Below are 20289 nucleotides of genomic sequence, written 5' to 3' on the forward strand. Positions count from 1 at the left end.
GAGGGGGACGAAACCCGGGGCGGGCGTCGCGGTGGGCGCACTACCGTTGCCGCATGAACCCGCCGCGTCCCACCCTGCCGGAGCGGCCCACGATCGACGGCCTCGAGCCGCGGTGGGCCGGCCGCTGGGAGGAGCTGGGCGTACACCGCTTCGACCGCGACCGGCCACGGGAGGACGTGTTCGCGATCGACACCCCGCCGCCGACCGTCAGCGGGTCCCTGCACGTCGGGCACGTGTTCTCCTACACGCACACCGACGTCGTGGCGCGCTACCGGCGGATGCGGGGGCAGGCCGTCTTCTACCCGATGGGGTGGGACGACAACGGCCTGCCCACCGAGCGGCGGGTGCAGAACCACTTCGGGGTGCGCTGCGACCCCGCGCTCCCCTACGACCCCGCGTTCGAGCCGCCGGAGAAGCCCGGCGACCGCCAGATCCCGGTGTCGCGGCGCAACTTCATCGCGCTCTGCGAGCGGCTCACCGAGACCGACGAGGTGGCCTTCGAGGAGCTGTGGCGCCGGCTCGGCCTGTCCGTCGACTGGTCCACCACCTACCGCACCATCGGCACCCGGGCCCGGGCGGCCGCGCAGCGGGCCTTCCTGCGCAACCTCGCCCGCGGCGAGGCCTACCTCGCCGAGGCCCCCACGCTGTGGGACGTCACGTTCCGCACGGCCGTTGCGCAGGCCGAGCTGGAGGACCGCGAGCGGCCCGCCGCGTTCCACCGCCTGCTGTTCACCCGCGCCGACGGCACCGACCTCGAGGTCGCCACCACCCGCCCCGAGCTGCTGCCCGCGTGCGTGGCGCTGGTGGCCCACCCCGACGACGAGCGGTACCGCGACCTGGTGGGCGGCACCGCGCGCACCCCCGTGTTCGGCGTCGAGGTGCCGGTGCTCGCACACCGGGCCGCCGACCCGGAGAAGGGCACCGGCATCGCCATGGTGTGCACCTTCGGCGACACCACCGACGTGCTGTGGTGGCGTGAGCTGCAGCTGCCCACTCGCGCGGTGGTGGGCCGCGACGGCCGGTTCCTCCCCGAGCCGCCCGCCGGCGTGGACCCGGCGGAGTACGCCCCGCTCGCCGGGGCCACCGTGCACGCCGCGCGGGAGCACGTGGTGGCCCGGCTGCGGGAGGCGGGGAGGCTCGTCGGCGAGCCGGAGCGCATCACGCACGCCGTCAAGTTCTACGAGAAGGGCGACCGGCCGCTCGAGATCGTCACCACGCGGCAGTGGTACGTGCGCAACGGCGGCCGCGACGCCGACCTGCGCGAGGCGCTGCTGCGGCGCGGCCGCGAGCTCGACTGGCACCCGCCCCACATGCGGGCGCGCTACGAGAACTGGGTCGAGGGCCTCAACGGCGACTGGCTGGTGAGCCGCCAGCGCTTCTTCGGCGTGCCGTTCCCGCTCTGGTACCCGCTCGACGAGCACGGCGAGCCCGCCCACGACCGCCCGATCGTCGCCGACGAGGCGGCGCTGCCGGTCGACCCGAGCACGGACGCCCCGCCCGGCTACACCGAGGCGCAGCGCGGCGTGCCCGGCGGGTTCGCGGGCGACCCGGACGTCATGGACACCTGGGCCACGTCGTCGCTCAGCCCGCAGATCGCGGGCGGGTGGTGCTCCGACGACGACCTGTTCCGCCGCGTGTTCCCGTTCGACCTGCGCCCGCAGGCCCACGACATCATCCGCACCTGGCTGTTCTCCACGGTGCTGCGCGCGCACACCGAGCACGACACGCTGCCGTGGCGGCACGTGGCGATCTCCGGCTGGATCCTCGACCCGGACCGCAAGAAGATGTCCAAGTCGAAGGGCAACGTCGTCACGCCGATGGCGCTGCTGGAGCAGTACGGCTCCGACGCCGTCCGCTACTGGGCGGCGGCCGCGCGGCCCGGCACCGACACCGCCTTCGACCCGGGCCAGATGAAGATCGGCCGCAGGCTCGCGATCAAGGTGCTCAACGCGAGCCGCTTCGCACTGTCGACGGGAGCCGCGCCCGGCGCCGTCACGGCACCCCTGGACCGCGCGCTGCTCGCGGAGCTCGCCGTCACCGTCGATGCCGCCACCGCCGCGCTGGACGAGTTCGACCACGCCCGCGCCCTCGAGGCCGTCGAGCGGTTCTTCTGGCACTTCTGCGACGACTACCTCGAGCTGGTCAAGGCCCGCGCCTACGGCGAGCACGGGGACGACGCCGCGGCGTCCGCCCGCGCGGGGCTGGCCGCGGCCCTGTCGGTGCTGCTGCGCCTCTTCGCGCCGGTGCTCCCGTTCGTCACCGAGGAGGTGTGGTCGTGGTGGCAGGACGGCTCGGTGCACCTCGCGCCGTGGCCCGACGCCGGGGAGCTCCGCGCGCAGGCGGGCGACCCGGACGTCCTCACCGCGGCCACCGACGTCCTCACGGCGGTGCGGCGCGCCAAGTCGGAGGCGAAGGTGTCGATGCGCACCGAGGTCGGCAAGACCGTGGTGACGGCGCCGCCGGACGTCCTCGCGCGGATCGCGCTCGCCGAGACCGACGTCCGCGCCGCAGGCCGGATCGAGGAGCTCCAGCTCCGGGAGGGGCCCGCCCTGGAGGTCCAGGTGCTCCTCTGACCGATGAGTTCCGCGTCCGGGCGCGGTCTCATCCGGTGTGAGCGAGGAACACCTGGCCACGGCGCTCGACGCGCTGCTCGACGAGCTCGTCGGTTCGGGGGCGGAAGTCGGGGTGCAGGTCGCCGTGATCCGGCACGGCCGCACGATCGTCGACGCGGTGCGGGGCGTGGCCGATCCGCGCACGGGCGCGCCGGTCGAGCCGGGCACGCTGTTCTGGGCCGGTTCCGCGGCGAAGGGAGTGGCGGCTACGGTGGCGCACGTCCTCGTCGACCGGGGTGAGCTCGCCGACGACATGCGCGTCGCCGACGTGTGGCCGGAGTTCGCGGCGCACGGCAAGGACCGGGTGACCCTGCGCCACGTGCTCATGCACACCGCGGGCGTGCCCGGCCTCCCGCCCGGCACGAGCGCGGCCGACCTGTGCGACTGGGACCGCATGTGCGCGGTGGTCGCCGACGAGCGGCCGTGGTGGGAGCCCGGCACCGGGTTCGGCTACCACGCCAAGACGTTCGGGTTCCTGCTCGGCGAAACGCTGCGCCGCGGGACCGGCGAGCCGATCTCGGCCCTGCTCCGCAGAGAGGTGACCGGTCCGCTCGGGGTGGCCGACGAGATCCACTTCGGCGTGCCGGCGTCCCTGCTCCCGCGGGTCGCCCGGCAGGTGGGCGGCCCCGCCACCCGCCCGGAACCCGGGTCCCCGCTCGACCGAGCGATGCCACCGGGCGTGGTGCCCGACGCCGACTACGCCAACCGCCCGGACCTGCTCACCAGCGACATCCCCGCCGAGGGCACCATGAGCGCCCGCGCGGTGGCCCGCGTCTACGCCGCGCTCCTGGACGACCTCGTGTCGCCCGCCCGCCGCACCGAGATCACACAGGTCGCGTTCGAGGGGATGGACCGGGTGATGGGCTTCTCGGCGTCCTGGACGTACGGCTACGCCCCCTTCCGCCCCAGCGGCAGCGGCCGCCCCGGCTCGACGTTCGGGATGGTCGGCGCCGGCGGCAGCGTCGCGTTCGCCGACGTCGACTCCGGCGTCGCGGTCGCGGTGCTGCACAACCGCTTCGGCGACCTGGGCACCGCCGCCCGGATCGACCAGCTGATCACGGATGAACTGGCATGAGAGGAATCCCCATGGGTGCACCGACGACCACGCTCGACGGCCGGTTCAGCGAACCGGACGCCACCCCGACCCCGTGGGAGACCACGGTGGAGGCACTGGAGGCGGCCGAACTGTGCTGGATCACCACCGTGCGGGCCGACGGGCGGCCGCACGTCACCCCGCTCGTCGCGGTGTGGCTCGACGGGGCGCTGCACTTCGGCACCGGCGCGGCCGAGCAGAAGGCCGTGAACCTCCGCACGAACCCGCACGTCGTCCTCACGACCGGCAGCAGCACCTGGGACCACGGGCTCGACGTGGTGGTCGAGGGCGACGCCGTGCGCGTCACGGACGACGCCGCGCTGCAGCGGCTCGCCGACGCCTGGCGCACGAAGTGGGACGGGCGCTGGCAGTTCGAGGCGCGCGACGGCGCGTTCCACCACGGGGCGGGCGAGGCACTGGTGTTCGCGGTGGCGCCCACCAAGGTGCTCGCGTTCGGCAAGGGCACCTACTCCCACACCCGCCACCGTTTCTGACCGGGACGCCGGGGTTGGTCCGTTCGTCCGCTTGCGCCCGTCTGCGAACTAGCAATATTTTGCATATCGCAGCCACCCAACGGAGGAAGGGACCTGACCATGAGCACGGACCGGGAGATCAGGAACGTCGTGCTGGTGCACGGGGCGTTCGCCGACGGATCGGGGTGGCGGGGCGTCCACGACATCCTGACGGCGCGGGGCTACACGGTGACGATCGTGCAGAACCCGCTCACGTCGCTGGCGGACGACGTCGCGGCCACCACGCGGATCCTCGACCGGCAGGACGGCCCGACGATCCTCGTCGGCCACTCCTGGGGCGGCACCGTGATCACCGAGGCCGGTGTCCACCCGAAGGTGGCCGGCCTGGTCTACGTCTCCGCCCTGGCCCCCGACTCCGGCGAGACCACGGGCCAGCAGTACGAGGGCTTCGCGCCCACACCGGAGTTCGTCATCGACGTCGGCGACGACGGGTACGGGTTCCTCGACCCCGGGAAGTTCAAGGCCGGCTTCGCCCACGACGCGAGCGACGAGGACGCCGCCTTCCTGCGCGACTCGCAGGTCCCGATCAACATGTCGGTCTTCGACTCGCCGGTCACGCACACCGCCTGGCGCGACAAGCCCACCTGGGCCGTGATCGCCACGGAGGACAAGTCGTTCGACCAGGCCATGCTGCAGCACATGGCCAAGCGCAGCGCGGCGACGATCACCACCGTCAGCGCGAGCCACGCCCTCTTCATGACGCAGGCCGGGGTCGTCGCCGACGTCATCGACGAGGCCGCGAAGGGCGCAGCGCGGTAGGTCCCCGGTTCAGGACCGGCCGATCCCCCCGAGCACCAGGTCGATGCCGGTGCGGAACTGCTCGCGGTCGTCGTGGTCGCGCATCTGGCCCGCGACGGCCCGGACGAACGGGTGCTCGTCGGGGTCGAGGTCCTGCCACGCCCGCGAGGCCGCGTCGAGGAACCCGGCGCGGTCGGCCCCGCCCTCGGACGGCTGGGCGGTCTGGGTGGTGGCGCCGAGGATGTAGTGGACCAGCACCGAGCTGGTGGCGAACCAGTCGCGTTGCGGCACCCCCAGGGCACCCAATGGCCGGCCGATGTTCTCGAAGACCCGCACCGTCACCGGACCCCAGGGGTTGCGGGTGATCTGCACGGCCAGCTGGGCGGCGAGCCAGGGGTGCTCGGCCACCGCGTCGAACACGCCGAGCGCGGCGGCGCGGATCTCGTCGCCGGGCATGCCGGGCTCCACCGGCGCGGCCAGGGCGTCGGCGACGACGGCCTCGGTCGCGGTATGCAACAGCTCGTCCCGGCTGCCGACGTGGTGGTGGACCGCGCCGGATCCGGTGGAGAGGCGTTCGGTCAGCGCCCGGACCGTCAACGCTCCCTCCCCTGCCGCGTCCAGCAGCTCGACGGCCGCCTCCACGATGCGCTCCCGGGAGAGCACCTGCCTGCGTCGCTCGGCCATGCCTCATCCGCCAGAGATCGAACTACGACCATCTCCCCTTGATCGACGCCACCCCGGCCACCGCCAAGGTCGAACAGCACCCCACTGTCACCACACCAACCGGGAGGTGCGACTCAGATCGATCAACCGGCCCGAACAGCACCTGACGGTCGTCCGAAGGACCGCGGTGTGCGACTCGCGCACCTCACCGGCTCCCCGGCCACCCCGACCGCGAAGAACGCCACCACCGGCAGCTCGAGCAGTACCTCACGGCGGCCCCAGCAGCCCTGGTGTGCGTCTCGAAGCGACCAGCTTGTTGACCAAGGGCAAACGGTCGCCCTCAAAGATCGAACTACGACCATCTCCCCTTGATCGACGCCACCCCGGCCGCCACCAAGCCCCAACAGCACCCCACTGTCACCACACCAACCGGGAGGTGCGACTCAGATCGATCAACCGGCCCGAACAGCACCTCACAGCCCTCCCGAGGACCGCAGAGTGCGACTCGCGGCGACCCGACCGGCGGTTAGGCCTTCGGCAGCGCCGCCAGCCGCGCGTTGACACGCTCGATCTCGGCCACCGCGGCCTCGCGGCGGGTGCGGATGCCCTCGACGACGTCGGCGGGGGCCTTCTCCAGGAACTTCGGGTTGGCCAGCTTCTTGTCGGCCTGGGTGAGTTCCTTCTCCGCCGCGGCGAGGTCGCGGCCGAGGCGGGCCCGCTCGGCGGCGACGTCGATGGCGCCCGAGGTGTCGATCTCGACGTGGACGGTGCCCCCGGAGAGCAGGACGTCGAGGGTGGCGGTGGGTGAGAACCCGTCGCCGGCGTCGTCCAGGCGGGCCAGCGAGCGCAGCGCGGCGGCCGCGCCGCCGGGGCCCTGCTCGCCGAGGCCCGCGCCGTCGAGACCCTCGACCCGCGCCGCGACGCGGCGGCTGTCGGGCAGGCCCTGCTCGGTGCGGAACCGGCGCACCTCGGTGACCAGCTTCTGCACGTCGGCCAGCCGGCCGTTCGCGGCCGGGTCGGCCGGCGCGCCCACACCCGTGGGCCAGGGCGCGACGACCACGGACTCGCGTCCGGTGAGCGCCGTCCAGAGCGCCTCGGTGACGAACGGGCTGATCGGGTGCAGCAGCCGCAGCAGGGCGTCCAGCACGTGGCCGAGGACGGCCCGGGTGCCCTCGGCGGTGCGCTCGTCGCGCAGCTGCGCCTTGGCCAGCTCGAGGTACCAGTCGCACAGCTCGTCCCACGTGAAGTGGTAGAGCCCCTCGGTGGCCTTGGCGAACTGGAAGTCCTCCAGCAGCGCGTCGGTCTGCTCCACCACCTCGGCGAGGCGGCCGAGGATCCAGCGGTCGGCGTCGGTGCGGTCGGCCTCGGCGGGCAGCGGGAGGTCGGGCGAGGCGCCGTTGGTGAGCGCGAGCCGCGTGGCGTTCCACAGCTTGGTGCCGAAGTTGCGCGAGCCCGCGACCCACTCCTCCGACAGCGCCATGTCGGCGCCCGGGTTGGCGCCGCGGGCGATCGTGAAGCGCAGGGCGTCGGCGCCGAAGCGGTCGATGAGGTCCAGCGGGTCGATCGTGTTGCCCTTGGACTTCGACATCTTCTTGCCGAACTGGTCACGGATCAGCCCGTGCAGGAACACGTGCTCGAACGGCGGCTTCCCGTCCATCGCGTACAGCCCGAACATCATCATCCGGACGACCCAGAAGAACAGGATGTCGTAGCCGGTGACCAGCACGGACGTCGGGTAGTAGCGCTCGAGGTCCTTCGTGGAGTCGGGCCAGCCGAGCGTGGAGATCGGCCACAGGCCCGAGGAGAACCAGGTGTCGAGGACGTCCTCGTCCTGGCGCCAGCCCTCGCCGGTGGGCGGCTGCTCGTCCGGACCGACGCACACGACCTCGCCGTTCGGCCCGTACCAGACCGGGATGCGGTGGCCCCACCACAGCTGCCGGCTGATCGTCCAGTCGTGCATGTTGTCGACCCAGTCGAAGAAGCGCTTCTCCAGCTCCTGCGGGTGGATCGTGGTGCGCCCGTCGCGGACGGCGTCGCCCGCGGCCTTCGCGAGGGGCTCGACCCGGACGAACCACTGCAGCGACAGCCGCGGCTCGACCACCGTGTCGCAGCGGCTGCAGTGGCCGACCGCGTGCACGTACGGGCGCTTCTCGGCGACGATGCGGCCCTGCGCGCGCAGCTCCTCGCGCACGGCCTCGCGCGCGGCGAAGCGGTCCATCCCGTCGAACCGGGTGCCGGACCCGCTGATCACCGCGGCCTCGTCCATGATCGAGGGCATCGGCAGGTCGTGGCGGCGGCCGATCTCGAAGTCGTTGGGGTCGTGCGCGGGCGTGACCTTCACGGCGCCCGTGCCGAACGCGGGGTCGACGTGCTCGTCGGCCACCACCGGGATCTTCCGCCCGACGATCGGGAGCTCGATCTCGCGGCCGACGAGGTGGGCGTAGCGCTCGTCGTCGGGGTGCACGGCCACGCCGGTGTCGCCGAGCATCGTCTCGACGCGGGTGGTGGCCACCACGAGGGAGTTCTCGCCGTCGCCGTAGCGGATGGAGACGAGCTCGCCCTCGTCGTCGTGGTGGTCGACCTCGATGTCCGAGAGCGCGGTGTGGCAGCGCGGGCACCAGTTGATGATCCGCTCGGCGCGGTAGATCAGGTCGTCGTCGAAGAGCCGCTTGAAGACCGTCTGGACGGCACGCGACAGCCCTTCGTCGAGGGTGAACCGCTCGCGGGTCCAGTCGACGCCGTCGCCGAGGCGGCGCATCTGGCCGAGGATCGCGCCGCCGGACTCGGCCTTCCACGACCAGACCTCGTCGACGAACGCCTCACGGCCCAGGTCGTGGCGGCTGCGCCCCTCGCCGGCGAGCCTGCGCTCGACGACGTTCTGGGTGGCGATGCCCGCGTGGTCCATGCCGGGCAGCCACAGCGCGTCGTAGCCCTGCATCCGCCGGCGCCGGGTGAGGATGTCGATGAGCGTGTGGTCCATGGCGTGGCCGAGGTGCAGGCTGCCGGTGACGTTCGGCGGCGGGATCACGATGCAGAACGGCGGCCGGTCGGAGGTGTTGTCGGCCTCGAAGTACCCGCGCTCCACCCACCGCTCGTAGAGCACGCCCTCTACCTCACCCGGGTTCCACTGGGTGGGCAGGTCGGCGGTGCGCGATGGGAGGGTGTCGGTCACCTATCGAAGTTTACGAGCGACGCGGTGCGCACCTCCGGGGCGGGGCCGCGTACCCGGCGCGAACGCGCCACCAGCGCTACCGTGCTGCGGGTGTCGATGATGCGCACGATCCCGGTGGAGCACATCCTCGAGCGGGGCAAGGGCGAGAACCTCAAACGGACGTTGCGGGGGCGCGACCTCATCGGGTTCGGCGTCGGCATCATCATCGGGACCGGCATCTTCACGCTGGCCGGGGTCGAGGCCAAGGAGCACGCCGGGCCCGCCGTCACGCTGTCGTTCGTGATCGGCGCGGTCGTCGCGGCGCTCGCCGCGCTGTGCTACGCGGAGCTCGCCTCCTCGGTGCCGACCGCCGGGTCCGCCTACACCTACGCCTTCGCCACCCTCGGCGAACTCTTCGCGTGGATCATCGGGTGGGATCTGCTGCTGGAGTTCGGCCTCGGCCTGGCCGTGGTCTCCCGCAGCTGGTCGAGCTACCTGGCGAACCTGTTCGGGCTGCCGCAGGTGCTGTTCGGGGAGACGGCGCCGGTCAACATCGGGGCGGTGCTGATCATCGGCGTGCTCACGGTGGTGGCCGTGCTCGGCATCCGGCAGTCCTCCCGGCTCACCAACGTGCTGGTGGCCGTCAAGCTCGCGGTCTGTGTGCTGATCATCGGGGTCGGGGTGTTCTTCATCGACGCCGCGAACCTCGTGCCGTTGATCCCGCAGGCGGTGCCGGTGCCCGACGGCGGTTCGGTGCTCGAACAGCCGGTCGTCGAGGGCGTGTTCGGGCTGCCTGCCACCGTGTACGGGATCGGCGGCATGCTCACCGCGGCCGCGGTGGTCTTCTTCGCCTACACCGGCTTCGAGGCGCTGGCCAACCTCGGCGAGGAGACCCGCAACCCGGAACGCGACATGAAGGTCGGGCTGCTCGGTGCACTGGGCGTGTGCGCGGTGCTCTACGTCGCCGTCTCGTTCGTGCTCACCGCGATGGTGCCCTACGACCAGATCGACACCGGCGCCCCGCTCGCGGGCGCGTTCAACGCGGTCGGCCTGCCCTGGGTCGGCGCGTTGATCTCCATCGGGGCCGTGACCGGGCTGACCTCGGTGATGATGGTCGAGCTCGTGACGATCGGCCGGATCGGCTTCGCGATGGGCCGCGACGGGCTCCTGCCCTCCCCGATCGGCACGGCCCACCCCCGGTTCGGCACCCCGCACCGGATGACGATCATCGGCGCCGTGGTGATCGCGGTCATCGCGGCCACCACCCCGATCTCCGAGCTGGCCGACATGGTCTCCATCGGCGCGCTCAGCGCCATGATCATCGTGGCGATCGCCGTGCCCGTGCTGCGCCGCACCCGTCCCGAGCTGGAGCGGCCCTTCCGCGTGCCGCTGTCGCCCGCGGTGCCCGCGCTCGCCGCCGTGGCCTGCTTCTACCTGATGTTGAACCTCGACCTGCTCAGCTGGCTGCGGTTCGCGGTGTGGCTCGTGATCGGCCTGGTGATCTACCTGGTCTACGGGCGGCGCCACTCCCTGCTGAGTCCTTCCCAGCAGAAGCTTTAGACGGGCACCAGCACCGCGTGCAGCCGGTCGAAGCCCAGCACGGGCGCGAGCCGGCGCTCGGCCACCAGGTGCGGTTCCAGCGCGCGGACGTGGCCGCTCGTGGGCTCGTACACCCGCCACCGGCCGTCGCCCAGCACGCCGAGCGCCAGCACGTAGTGGCGCGGCACGAACCCGCCCACCAGCAACGGCACCGGGCGGCCCGCGACCAGCGCGGTGCGGACCTGCGCGATCGCGTCGTCGACGTCCGCGGCTGAGCGGTCGTCCACCAGCCGCACGCGGTAGGGGCCCGCGGCCGGGGCGTAGCGGCGCAGCCAGCGGGCCATGCCCCACGGGCTGGTGCCGAGCGCCCGCGGCCAGAACCGGGTGGACTGGCGGTGCACCTCCTCCTGCCGGGCGTCGTAGCGCGCACCGAACCCGACGGCGACGCCGGCCCGCGCTCCGGCGCCCACCCCCGTGCCGCCCGCCGCGGTGACCGCGTCGTGGCCGTCGAGACGCGCGGTCTCCGCGGGATCGGCCCAGGCGGCGAGGGCGACGAGCACCGCGCTGCCGCAGGTGGTGCCGTCGACCTGGTCGAGCCGCACCCCACCACGCCGTTGCTCACCCATGCGATCGGACAGCAGCGGGCGCCTGCCCCCCGCCAACGGGCGCACCTGCGCCGCGTGCCCGCCCTCCGCGCGCCGCACGCGCGAGGAGACCCACCGCGCAAACCCGATCACGGTCCGCATGCCCCGATACTCCCCCGCGGCCCACGGGGTGCGCCACGCCGTTCAGGACTGCAGCACCGTCGACCAGAGTTCCCCGCCGTCCGGACCACGCAACGCCACCCGCATCTCGCCGCCGCCCGGCGCCACCTCCACCTCGCCGAAATGCTGGTAGCCCTCCGCGGGCGAGGTGTTCGGCGCCGGCGGGGCATGGACGAACACGGCCTCGGGCCCGAAGGTCGGGTCGAGCGGGTTGGGGCCGAAGGCACCCGCGTGCAGCGGGCCCGAGACGAACTCCCAGAACGGGTCGAACTCCGTGAACGCCGCCCGCTCCGGTGCGTAGTGGTGCGCGGCGGTGTAGTGGACGTCCGCGGTGAGCCACACGACGTTGCGGACGTGGCGCCTTCGCAGCTCCGACAGCACCCACGCGAGCTCGGCCTCCCGCCCGCTCGGCGGGCCCGCCACGCCGTTGGCGACGGCCTCCCACGCCGTGCCGTCGGGCACGTGCAGCCCGATCGGCATGTCCGCGGCCACGAACTTCCACGTCGCCTGCGAGGACGCCAGCGCGTCGACGAGCCAGCGGGCCTGCCGCTCCCCCAGGATCCGCCCCTGCGGGTCGGTGTTCACCCCGTTGGCGTCGCGGTAGGTCCGCATGTCGATCACGAACAGCTCGACGTGCGCCCCGTAGGGCATGCGCCGGTGGACGCGGCCGTCCAGCGCCCGGCGGGGGTCCAGCGGCACCCACTCGTGGTAGGCCCGGAACGCGCGCTCGGCGAGCACGTCCACCCGCTTCTCCGTGTAGCGGTCGTCGGCGAGCACCTCGCCCGGGTACCAGTTGTTGGTGACCTCGTGGTCGTCCCACTGGTTCACCTGCGGCACGGCCGCGGCGAAGGCGCGCAGGTTGTCGTCGAGCAGGTTGTAGGCGTACTGCCCCCGGAACTCCGCGAGCGTCTCGGCCACCTTCAGCTTCTCCGGCGTCACGAGGTTGCGCCACATGCTGGCGTCGGGCAGGGCGACGGTCTCGGTGAGCGGCCCGTCGGCGTAGACGGTGTCACCGCTGTACAGGAAGAAGTCCGGGTCGCGTTCGGCCATGGCCCGGAAGATGCGCATCCCGCCGCGGTCGCGGTCGATGCCCCAGCCCTGCCCTACGACGTCGCCGGACCAGAGGAACCGCACGCCCTCCCCACGGCCCGGCGGCGTGCGGAACGACCCGGTCACCGGCTCGCTCGCGACGCGCCCGTCGAGGTCCTCCGCCGTGACGCGGTAGTGGACGGTGCGCCCGGCGCCGTGCAGCCGCACCTTCCCGGTGAAGTCGGTGTCCGGCGTCAGCAGCGGCCCCACCACCCGGCGCACGTGCGTGAACGCGGGGTCCTCCGCCACCTCGACGACCATCCGCGCCGGCCGGTCCGCCCGCGCCCAGACGAGCCCGGACCCGCGCACCACGTCACCGGACTGCACGCCGTGGGTGAGCGCAGGACGGTCGGCGCGGATCAGCGCGGGTGCGGCGACGCCGCTGAGCGCGGCGGCGCGGAGGAAGGTGCGGCGGTCGAGTCGGGGGGAGCGCATGGGTAATGGTGTAGCCCAAGCGGGTGAACGGAGATCGCTACCCGGATGAACGGCGTGTGCGCGCAACCCACGCGCCGAAACGCGTCACTCGCGGCCTGGGACGGGAGACTCGCCCCAATCTTGCGCGCGTCTCCCGTCTCGGGGGGCGAGTGGCGCGTCCTGCGGGGCGAGGTGCGCGGTCAGGCGCCGCCGTCGCGGTCCCAGCCGTCGGCGAGCGCGCTGATCTTCTGCGCGTAGTCGCGGGCCGCCACGGCGGGGTCGTCGGCGCGGCCGGCCGCCACTCCCACGAGGAAGGCCGTGACCGGCGCCCCGGGTCGCGAGACGCCGTGGGCCACGTCGGAGGTCAGGTCGAGCACCATGTCGACGACGCCCTCGCGGTCCAGGGCACCCTCGAGCCCCAGCTCCCGCACCACCGCGGTGACCCACTCGGACAGGGCCTGTGCATCGCTGCTCTCCGCCACGGGGAGAGCCTAGCCTCAGCCCCCGAAGAGCGCCGGGATCTTGACGACGAGCTGGTACAGGCCGTAGAGGAACGGGATCACGACCCAGGCCCAGGCGGCCCAGGCGATGGGTGGCGGGCCGGTGCGGACGTCGGTGGTGCCGGACTCGGTGGTCATGCCGCCTTCGCTCCCGTCGTGGTCTGCTCCCCGGTGGGCTCGTGGTAGCGCGTGTTCACCGGCCGGATGAGCTCGTTGCAGATGAACCCGACGACCAGCAGCCCGATCATGATCGAGAACGCCTCAGTGTACCGGCCCGGACCCGCCACGCCCGACGCGATCTGGGCGTCGGCGATCGCGTTGACGATCACCGGCCCGAGCACGCCCGCCGTGGACCAGGCCGTGAGCAGGCGGCCGTGGATCGCGCCCACCTGGTAGGTGCCGAACAGGTCGCGCAGGTACGCGGGCACCGTGGCGAAGCCGCCGCCGTAGAAGGACAGGATGAGCAGCGAGGCCACCAGGAACAACGCCTGGTTGGCGTTGCCGAGCAGCGTGATGAGCAGGTAGAGCAGCGCACCGACGCCGAGGTAGACGCGGTAGATGTTCTTGCGGCCGATGAGGTCCGAGGTGGAGGACCAGATGAACCGGCCCAGCATGTTCGCCAGCGACAGGATCGCGACGAACCCGGCGGCGGCCGCGGCGATCTGCGTGCCCGCGTCCGGGAAGTAGTCCTGGAAGATCGGCGAGGCCCGCTCGAGGATGCCGATCCCGGCGGTGACGTTGAAGCAGAGCACGACCCACAGCAGCCAGAACTGGGGCGTGCGTATCGCGTTGTTCGCCGAGACGTTGGCCGTGGTGATGAGCGTGCCGGTCTTCGCGGAGGTGGGGTTCCACCCCGCGGGCTTCCAGTCGTCGGCGGGCACCCGCACGAGCAGCCAGCCCACGGACATGAACACCGCGTACACGATGCCGTGGACGAGGAAGGTCATCGCGATGCCGCTCGACCGGGCCCCCTCACCGGTGGCCCCGAAGGCCGAGAGCATCGACGCCGACCACGGTGACGCGATGAGCGCGCCACCGCCGAAGCCCATGATCGCCAGGCCGGTGGCCATGCCCGGGCGGTCCGGGAACCACTTGATCAGCGTGGAGACCGGCGAGATGTAGCCGATGCCGAGGCCGATGCCGCCGATGAGCCCGTACCCGACGATGACCAGCCAGTACTGCCCGATCCAGACGCCGAACGCCGAGACGAGGAAGCCGGTCGAGAAGCAGCAGGTGGCGATGAACATCGCCCAGCGCGGCCCGTTGCGGTCCACCGCCGTGCCGAACACGGCCGCCGACACCCCCAGCATGACGATGCCCAGGGTGAACGGGAGCGCGGTGAGCGTGCCCGCCGCCGGGTTGCCCTCCAGCATCGTGGCCGCGAGCGGGTTCTTGAAGACGCTCCAGGCGTACGCCTGCCCGATCGCGAGGTGGATGGACAGCGCGGCGGGCGGGATCAGCCACCGGCTCCAGCCGGGCGGCGCGATGATGCGCTCGCGTTGCAGGAAACCGACGGGCATCGCAGCTCCCTAGCCACCTCGATCGACACGACCGCGTGAACGTAGATCACGCTACGTGCACGTGCAACTTCATGCGACGACCGGCCGACGAACGGCGGACGAACGGCACGGACCCGGACATTCACCCGATATGCAGCGACGCCGGCCCGCATCGGTGCGGACCGGCGTCGCTTCGGGGAGTTGTTCTGGTGGTGTCAGGCCGAGCGCTCGCGCCGCTCCCGGCGGGCCGGGGTGCGGGGCACGATCGTGGGGTTGACGTTGCTGCGCACCGTCTGCCCGGTGACGACGACCTTCGCCACGTCATCGCGGCTCGGGATGTCGTACATGCAGGGCAGCAGCACTTCTTCCATGATCGCCCGGAGCCCACGGGCACCGGTGCCGCGCAGGATGGCCTGGTCTGCCACCGCCTCGAGGGCGTCCTCGGTGAACTCCAGCTCCACGCCGTCCATCTCGAACAGCTTGCGGTACTGCTTCACCAGGGCGTTGCGCGGCTCGGTGAGGATCTTGACGAGGGCTTCCTTGTCGAGCGAGGTGACCGAGGCGACGATCGGCAGGCGCCCGATGAACTCGGGGATCAGGCCGAACTTGATGAGGTCCTCGGGCAGCGTCTCGGCGAAGCTCTCGGCCGGGTCGAGCTCGCGCTTCGACCGGATCTCCGCCCCGAAACCGAGCCCCCGCTTGCCCACGCGGTCGCCGATGATCTTCTCGAGACCGGCGAACGCGCCGGCCACGATGAACAGGACGTTGGTGGTGTCGATCTGGATGAACTCCTGGTGGGGGTGCTTGCGCCCACCCTGCGGCGGCACGCTCGCGGTGGTGCCCTCCAGGATCTTCAGCAACGCCTGCTGCACACCCTCGCCGGAGACGTCCCGCGTGATCGACGGGTTCTCCGACTTGCGGGCGATCTTGTCGACCTCGTCGATGTAGATGATGCCGGTCTCGGCGCGCTTGACGTCGTAGTCGGCGGCCTGGATCAGCTTGAGCAGGATGTTCTCGACGTCCTCGCCCACGTAGCCGGCCTCGGTGAGCGCCGTGGCGTCGGCGATCGCGAACGGCACGTTGAGCAGCTTGGCCAGCGTCTGCGCGAGGTAGGTCTTGCCGCAGCCGGTGGGACCGAGCATGAGGATGTTGGATTTGGCGATCTCGATACCGTCGCCACTGTCGCCGCCACCGCGGCGCTCGCCGGCCTGGATGCGCTTGTAGTGGTTGTAGACCGCAACCGACAACGTGCGCTTCGTCTGGGTCTGCCCGACGACGTACTGGTCGAGGAATTCGTGGATCTCGGCCGGCTTGGGCAGCTCGTCGAGCTTGACCTCACCCGCTTCGGCCAGCTCCTCCTCGATGATCTCGTTGCAGAGATCGATGCACTCGTCGCAGATGTAGACCCCAGGACCGGCGATCAGTTTCTTGACCTGCTTCTGGCTCTTCCCGCAGAACGAGCACTTGAGCAGGTCACCGCCGTCGCCGATGCGTGCCATGAGTGCAGACCCCAAATCCTTCTCTGCGCTGCCCCGGCGGGTCCGGGAGGCGCGCTCTCTGGACGGTACCCGTCCGACCCGGTCCCCGGGGAGCTTCGCACACCGGAGATTCGGCGACGGGTCGGCGGACGGTCGGTGCCGGCCCGTTTTCGACCGGCACCGACTGCGCCTCGTGAAGTTCTCAGACCGCGGAGAGCTTGCGGCTCTGGATGATCTCGTCGACGATCCCGTACTCCTTGGCCTCCTCGGCCGTGAGGATCCGGTCCCGCTCGATGTCGTCGTGCACCTGCTCGGGGGTGCGGTTGGTGTGGTGGGCGAGCGTGGTCTCCAGCAGCTTGCGCATGCGGGAGATCTCGGCCGCCTGGATCTCCAGGTCCGACACCTGGCCGTAGAAGCCCTCGGTGGCGGGCTGGTGGATCAGAACGCGCGCGTTCTGCACGGCGAGGCGGCGCCCCGGCGTGCCGGCCGCGAGCAGCACCGCCGCCGCGGACGCGGCCTGCCCGAGGCAGACCGTCTGGATGTCCGGCCGGATGAACTGCATCGTGTCGTAGATGGCCATCAGCGACGTGAACGACCCGCCCGGCGAGTTGATGTACATGCTGATCTCGCGGTCCGGGTCGGCCGACTCCAGGCACAGCAGCTGCGCCATCACGTCGTTGGCCGACGCGTCGTCGATCTGCACCCCGAGGAAGATGATGCGCTCCTCGAAGAGCTTGTTGTACGGGTTGGACTCCTTGACCCCGTAGCTGGTGCGCTCGACGAACGACGGCAGCACGTACCGGGACTGCGCCGGCTCGGGAGCGCGACCCCCCGACGGCGTCCACATGTTGCTCATCGCTCGTCCTCGCTGGCGCTCGGCCGGCGCTTCGCGCGGGCGCTGTGACACTGATTCGCTCGCATGCGCTCGCTCATCGGCTGCTCCCGTTCTGGTTCGCGTCGGGAATCTGCCCGGCGCGGGAGATCACGTGGTCGACGAAGCCGTACTCGAGCGCCTCCTGCGCGGAGAACCACCGGTCGCGGTCGAAGTCGGCGATGATGCGCTCCACCGTCTGGCCGGTGTGCTCGGCGATGAGCTCCGCCATCTCACGCTTGTGGCGCTTGAACAGCTCCGCCTGGATCGAGATGTCGGACTCGGTGCCGCCCACACCCGCGGACGGCTGGTGCATCAGGATCTGGCAGTGCGGCAGGGCGTACCGCTTGCCGGGTGTGCCCGCCGAGAGCAGGAACTGCCCCATCGAGGCAGCCATGCCCATCCCGTAGGTGGCGACGTCGCACGGGATGAACTGCATCGTGTCGAAGATCGCCATACCGTCCGGCACGGAACCGCCGGGCGAGTTGATGTACAGGGAGATGTCGGACTCCGGGTCCTCGCCCGCGAGCAGGAGCATCTGCGCCGCGATGCGGTTGGAGATCTCCGAGTCCACCTGCTGGCCGAGCACGATGATGCGCTGCTGCAACAGCCGCTCGTACACCGAGTCGGACAGCGTCATCGACGTGGGCGCTCCACCCCGCCGCATGGACGCCCCCACCGGTCGGTCCGCCGTACGCGGGCCGATGTCCTCTGGCCTCACTTCACCCCTGCCTTCTGCTGGTTCGGCTCGCGTGTCCATCGATTGCGACCCTACGCGGACGAACCTCTCATGCGCCGCGTCTGGCCAGGTTGTTCGCTGTGGGCGTGGCGCGCCTCAGGACGAGGCCTGCGCCTTGTCGCCGTCCTCGGCGCCGGTGTCCTCGTCCGAGCCCTCGCCCGTGGCCTCGGCGGACTCCTCGCCCGCCTCGTCGGCGCTCTCCTCGCCGGCCTCGGTGGCCGACTCGGTGGCCGACTCGGTGGCCGCGGCCTCCTCCGCCTCCTCGTCACCCAGGAGCTCGGACATGTCGACCTCGTTGCCCGACTCGTCGGTGACGGTGGCGGCGCGCACGGCGGAGATGAGGGCCTTGCTGCGCCGGACGTCCGAGTAGACGGCGCCGAGCTGGCCCGCCTCCTGGATGCGCCGCACGAACTCCTCGGGCTGCATCTGGTACTGCTGCGCCTGGAAGACGATGCGCTCGGTGAGCTCCTGCTCGCTCACGGTGGTCTTCTCACGCTCGGCGAGGGCGTCGAGCACCAGCCGGGTGCGCACGGACTGCTCCGCCGCCTCGCGGGTCTCGGTGTCGAACTGCTCGCGGGTGCGCCCCTGCGAGACCAGGAACTCCTCGAACCTGGCCTCGTCGTGGTCGAAGGGGTGCACGGCGTCGTGGAGCGCCGAGTCGACCTCGGCCTGCACCACGGACTCCGGCAGCGGCACCTCGGTGGCGGCGACGAGGGCCTCGAGCACCTTGTCGCGGGCCTGGGTGACCTGCTCCATCCGGCGCACGCGGCCGAGCCGCTCACGCAGGTCGGCGGTGAGCTCCTCGAGGGTGTCGAACTCGCTGGCCAGCTGGGCGAACTCGTCGTCGGCCTCGGGGAGCTGCCGCTCCTTGACCGCGGTGACCTTGACGGTGACCTCGGCGTCCTTGTCGGCGTACTCGCCCGCCACCAGCCGGGAGGTGAAGGTGGCCTCCTCGTCGGCGGACAGGCCCTCGATGGCCTCGTCGATGCCGTCGATCAGGCCGCCCTGGCCGACCTGGTAGGAGAAGCCGGTGGTGGTGGCGTCCTCGACGGGTGTGCCGTCGACGGTGGCCGACAGGTCGATGAGGACGAAGTCGTCCTTGGCCGCCGGGCGGTCGACGCCGACGAGGGTGCCGAAGCGGGCGCGCAGGTTGTCGAGCTGCTCCTCGACGTCGGCGTCGGTGACCTCGACGTCGTCGACGGAGACGGCGAGCGCCGAGAGGTCGGGAAGCTTGATCTCCGGGCGGACGTCGACCTCGGCCTTGAAGGACAGCTTGTCGCCGTCGGCGATCTCGGTGACCTCGATGTCGGGGCGGCCGATCGGGTTGACGTCCTCGGCGGCGTCGACCGCCTCGCCGTACTTGGCGGGGACGGCGCCGTTGACGACCTCCTCGAGCACCACGCCGCGGCCGAGACGGGCCTCGATGATGCGGGCCGGGGCCTTGCCGGGGCGGAAGCCCGGCACCCGGACCTGCTGCGCGATCTTCTTGTAGGCCCGGTCGAAGTCCGGCTTCAGCTCGTCGAAGGGCACCTCGACGTTGATGCGGACTCGCGTCGGGCTCAGCCGCTCGACGGTGCTCTTCACGGTGGGACTACTCCTCGGTTGTACTGGGGTGTGCGGCGCGCCGCCTGCGACACGGTCCCGCTGGCGCGCCCGGCCACGGGCACCGGGGGGCGCCCGGCCGGCCGTTCCCGCGAGTCTACGGGTCCGACCCGTCGCTGCCCGGGCGGCCCGCGGCTGCGCCCGGAGCCCCGTCCCGCGGCGGTGAACGGGCCGATCACCCGGGTGCCCGGGGCAGCACGCAGTCGTCGCACAGGCCTCCGCTGCCGGGCACCCGGTAGTAGAGGCAGCAGCTGCGCCGCCGGAACGTCCAGACCCGGTCGGGGTCGCGCGGGGGCAGCAGCTCGCCCGTGCCCGCGAACGCGCCGTGCGCGAGCACCGCGGCCGCGGTCGTGGCGGCCCGGGCCGCCGTGGCGGGGCGCTGCAGCACGAGCAGGCGCTTGGCGGCGGCGAGCGCGGACGCCGCGTTGCCCCACAGGACCCGCCCGGACACCGCGGCCTCGGCGCGGACGGCCGCCACCAGCGGCGCGAGCAGCTCCTCCAGCACGCCGGGCAGCCGGTCGGCGGGCAGCAGCGCGGTGGCGCCGGTGCGCGGCACCCACCCGCCGTCGGCGGAGCGGCCCCACCACACCGAGGCCGGGGTGAGATCCGGCACCGTCCCGTGCAGGACGGCGGCCGCGAACGGCGCCGAGACGAGGTGCGCGGCGAAGCCCTGGAACGCGACGGAGGCCGCCACCCGCTGCGTGCAGCCCAGCGCGGTGGCGATGTGCGCGACCCGGTCCGGCACGGGGTCGGCGGGCCCGGCCTCGGCCTCGCCGGTGCCCAGCGCGAAGAAGGGGCCCAGGTCGGCCACGTCGGCGAGCAGCTCGCGGGCGTCCACCCGTGGAGTGTGCCCCGATCACGTGACGCGCTCGCGCGCTCACGGGCGGGTAGGGTGGTGGGGGCAGAACCCCGACGTTCCGGTCACACTCACGAAACCGGCCGTACACATTACAGGGAGTACGGCTGATCTCGCGCGTTCGAGAGCGGTCACTGTGGTCACTGCA

At 72.1% G+C, this 20289-nt stretch carries 17 protein-coding genes; 5 read left to right on the plus strand and 12 right to left on the minus strand.

Annotation, left to right across the window (positions count from 1 at the left end):
* Positions 1-53 precede the first annotated feature (53 nt).
* The 4 genes from valS (at position 54) to ACFPL3_RS05575 (ending at position 4997) form a co-directional block, all read left to right on the plus strand.
* Complete coding sequence (gene valS, locus ACFPL3_RS05560; protein ID WP_343943894.1) at positions 54-2573, plus strand: valine--tRNA ligase; 2520 nt, start codon at positions 54-56, stop codon at positions 2571-2573.
* 37 nt (positions 2574-2610) lie between these two features.
* Positions 2611-3687, plus strand: coding sequence for a serine hydrolase domain-containing protein (locus tag ACFPL3_RS05565; protein ID WP_343943893.1), 1077 nt, complete (start codon positions 2611-2613; stop codon positions 3685-3687).
* An 11-nt stretch (positions 3688-3698) separates the two neighbouring features.
* The gene (locus tag ACFPL3_RS05570) at positions 3699-4199 is read left to right on the plus strand and encodes a pyridoxamine 5'-phosphate oxidase family protein (RefSeq protein ID WP_343943892.1); all 501 of its coding nucleotides are present in this window, start codon (positions 3699-3701) and stop codon (positions 4197-4199) included.
* A gap of 99 nt (positions 4200-4298) precedes the next feature.
* Entirely contained in the window at positions 4299-4997 is a 699-nt protein-coding gene (locus tag ACFPL3_RS05575) for an alpha/beta fold hydrolase (RefSeq protein ID WP_343943891.1), read from the plus strand.
* 9 nt (positions 4998-5006) lie between these two features.
* Here ACFPL3_RS05575 and ACFPL3_RS05580 read toward each other — a convergent pair whose 3' ends face one another.
* Positions 5007-5660 carry a TetR/AcrR family transcriptional regulator gene (locus ACFPL3_RS05580; RefSeq protein WP_343943890.1) on the minus strand — a complete coding sequence of 218 codons (654 nt, stop codon included), beginning with the start codon at positions 5658-5660 and terminating at the stop codon, positions 5007-5009.
* Between the two features lie 505 nt (positions 5661-6165).
* Positions 6166-8811 (minus strand): valine--tRNA ligase, encoded by a 2646-nt coding sequence (locus tag ACFPL3_RS05585; protein ID WP_343943889.1) that lies wholly within the window; start codon positions 8809-8811, stop codon positions 6166-6168.
* Positions 8812-8907: 96 nt separating this feature from the next.
* On the opposite strand from ACFPL3_RS05585, the gene ACFPL3_RS05590 reads away from it, so the two are divergent.
* A complete protein-coding gene (locus tag ACFPL3_RS05590) occupies positions 8908-10350 on the plus strand; it encodes an amino acid permease (protein ID WP_343943920.1) in 1443 nt (480 codons plus the stop codon).
* Here the strand turns inward: ACFPL3_RS05590 and ACFPL3_RS05595 are convergent.
* From ACFPL3_RS05595 to ACFPL3_RS05640, 10 genes are all read right to left on the minus strand, one after another.
* Positions 10347-11075, minus strand: coding sequence for a hypothetical protein (locus ACFPL3_RS05595; protein WP_343943888.1), 729 nt, complete (start codon positions 11073-11075; stop codon positions 10347-10349). The genes ACFPL3_RS05590 and ACFPL3_RS05595 overlap by 4 nt on opposite strands.
* 42 nt (positions 11076-11117) lie before the next feature.
* Positions 11118-12617 (minus strand): alkaline phosphatase D family protein, encoded by a 1500-nt coding sequence (locus ACFPL3_RS05600; RefSeq protein ID WP_343943887.1) that lies wholly within the window; start codon positions 12615-12617, stop codon positions 11118-11120.
* A 179-nt stretch (positions 12618-12796) separates the two neighbouring features.
* The gene (locus ACFPL3_RS05605) at positions 12797-13078 is read right to left on the minus strand and encodes a DUF6457 domain-containing protein (protein ID WP_343943886.1); all 282 of its coding nucleotides are present in this window, start codon (positions 13076-13078) and stop codon (positions 12797-12799) included.
* Positions 13079-13093: 15 nt separating this feature from the next.
* Positions 13094-13234, minus strand: coding sequence for an MFS transporter small subunit (locus ACFPL3_RS05610; protein ID WP_343943885.1), 141 nt, complete (start codon positions 13232-13234; stop codon positions 13094-13096).
* Positions 13231-14616 (minus strand): OFA family MFS transporter, encoded by a 1386-nt coding sequence (locus ACFPL3_RS05615; protein ID WP_343943884.1) that lies wholly within the window; start codon positions 14614-14616, stop codon positions 13231-13233. The genes ACFPL3_RS05610 and ACFPL3_RS05615 overlap by 4 nt, the downstream gene beginning before the upstream one ends.
* 194 nt (positions 14617-14810) lie before the next feature.
* Positions 14811-16094 carry an ATP-dependent Clp protease ATP-binding subunit ClpX gene (gene clpX, locus ACFPL3_RS05620; RefSeq protein WP_343943883.1) on the minus strand — a complete coding sequence of 428 codons (1284 nt, stop codon included), beginning with the start codon at positions 16092-16094 and terminating at the stop codon, positions 14811-14813.
* 181 nt (positions 16095-16275) lie between these two features.
* Complete coding sequence (locus ACFPL3_RS05625) at positions 16276-16929, minus strand: ATP-dependent Clp protease proteolytic subunit (protein WP_343943882.1); 654 nt, start codon at positions 16927-16929, stop codon at positions 16276-16278.
* A gap of 73 nt (positions 16930-17002) precedes the next feature.
* A complete protein-coding gene (locus ACFPL3_RS05630; RefSeq protein ID WP_343943881.1) occupies positions 17003-17611 on the minus strand; it encodes a ClpP family protease in 609 nt (202 codons plus the stop codon).
* A gap of 168 nt (positions 17612-17779) precedes the next feature.
* Positions 17780-19267, minus strand: a complete 1488-nt coding sequence (gene tig / locus ACFPL3_RS05635; protein WP_343943880.1) for a trigger factor — start codon at positions 19265-19267, stop codon at positions 17780-17782.
* Positions 19268-19460: 193 nt separating this feature from the next.
* On the minus strand, positions 19461-20123 hold the full coding sequence (locus ACFPL3_RS05640) for a (2Fe-2S)-binding protein (RefSeq protein ID WP_379588460.1): 663 nt from the start codon (positions 20121-20123) through the stop codon (positions 19461-19463).
* Between the last annotated feature and the right edge of the window lie 166 nt (positions 20124-20289).

Source organism: Pseudonocardia zijingensis, assembly GCF_042657305.1.
Lineage (GTDB): Bacteria > Actinomycetota > Actinomycetes > Mycobacteriales > Pseudonocardiaceae > Pseudonocardia > Pseudonocardia zijingensis.

What these genes read in the sequence shown, in the direction of transcription:
- valS (WP_343943894.1), top strand. Translation starts at nt 54, where the DNA reads ATGAACCCGCCGCGTCCCACCCTGCCGGAGCGGCCCACGATCGACGGC.
- ACFPL3_RS05570 (WP_343943892.1), top strand. Translation starts at nt 3,699, where the DNA reads ATGGGTGCACCGACGACCACGCTCGACGGCCGGTTCAGCGAACCGGAC.
- ACFPL3_RS05575 (WP_343943891.1), top strand. Translation starts at nt 4,299, where the DNA reads ATGAGCACGGACCGGGAGATCAGGAACGTCGTGCTGGTGCACGGGGCG.
- ACFPL3_RS05580 (WP_343943890.1), bottom strand. Translation starts at nt 5,660, where the DNA reads ATGGCCGAGCGACGCAGGCAGGTGCTCTCCCGGGAGCGCATCGTGGAG.
- ACFPL3_RS05590 (WP_343943920.1), top strand. Translation starts at nt 8,908, where the DNA reads ATGATGCGCACGATCCCGGTGGAGCACATCCTCGAGCGGGGCAAGGGC.
- ACFPL3_RS05595 (WP_343943888.1), bottom strand. Translation starts at nt 11,075, where the DNA reads ATGCGGACCGTGATCGGGTTTGCGCGGTGGGTCTCCTCGCGCGTGCGG.
- ACFPL3_RS05600 (WP_343943887.1), bottom strand. Translation starts at nt 12,617, where the DNA reads ATGCGCTCCCCCCGACTCGACCGCCGCACCTTCCTCCGCGCCGCCGCG.
- ACFPL3_RS05610 (WP_343943885.1), bottom strand. Translation starts at nt 13,234, where the DNA reads ATGACCACCGAGTCCGGCACCACCGACGTCCGCACCGGCCCGCCACCC.
- ACFPL3_RS05615 (WP_343943884.1), bottom strand. Translation starts at nt 14,616, where the DNA reads ATGCCCGTCGGTTTCCTGCAACGCGAGCGCATCATCGCGCCGCCCGGC.
- clpX (WP_343943883.1), bottom strand. Translation starts at nt 16,094, where the DNA reads ATGGCACGCATCGGCGACGGCGGTGACCTGCTCAAGTGCTCGTTCTGC.
- ACFPL3_RS05625 (WP_343943882.1), bottom strand. Translation starts at nt 16,929, where the DNA reads ATGAGCAACATGTGGACGCCGTCGGGGGGTCGCGCTCCCGAGCCGGCG.
- ACFPL3_RS05630 (WP_343943881.1), bottom strand. Translation starts at nt 17,611, where the DNA reads ATGCGGCGGGGTGGAGCGCCCACGTCGATGACGCTGTCCGACTCGGTG.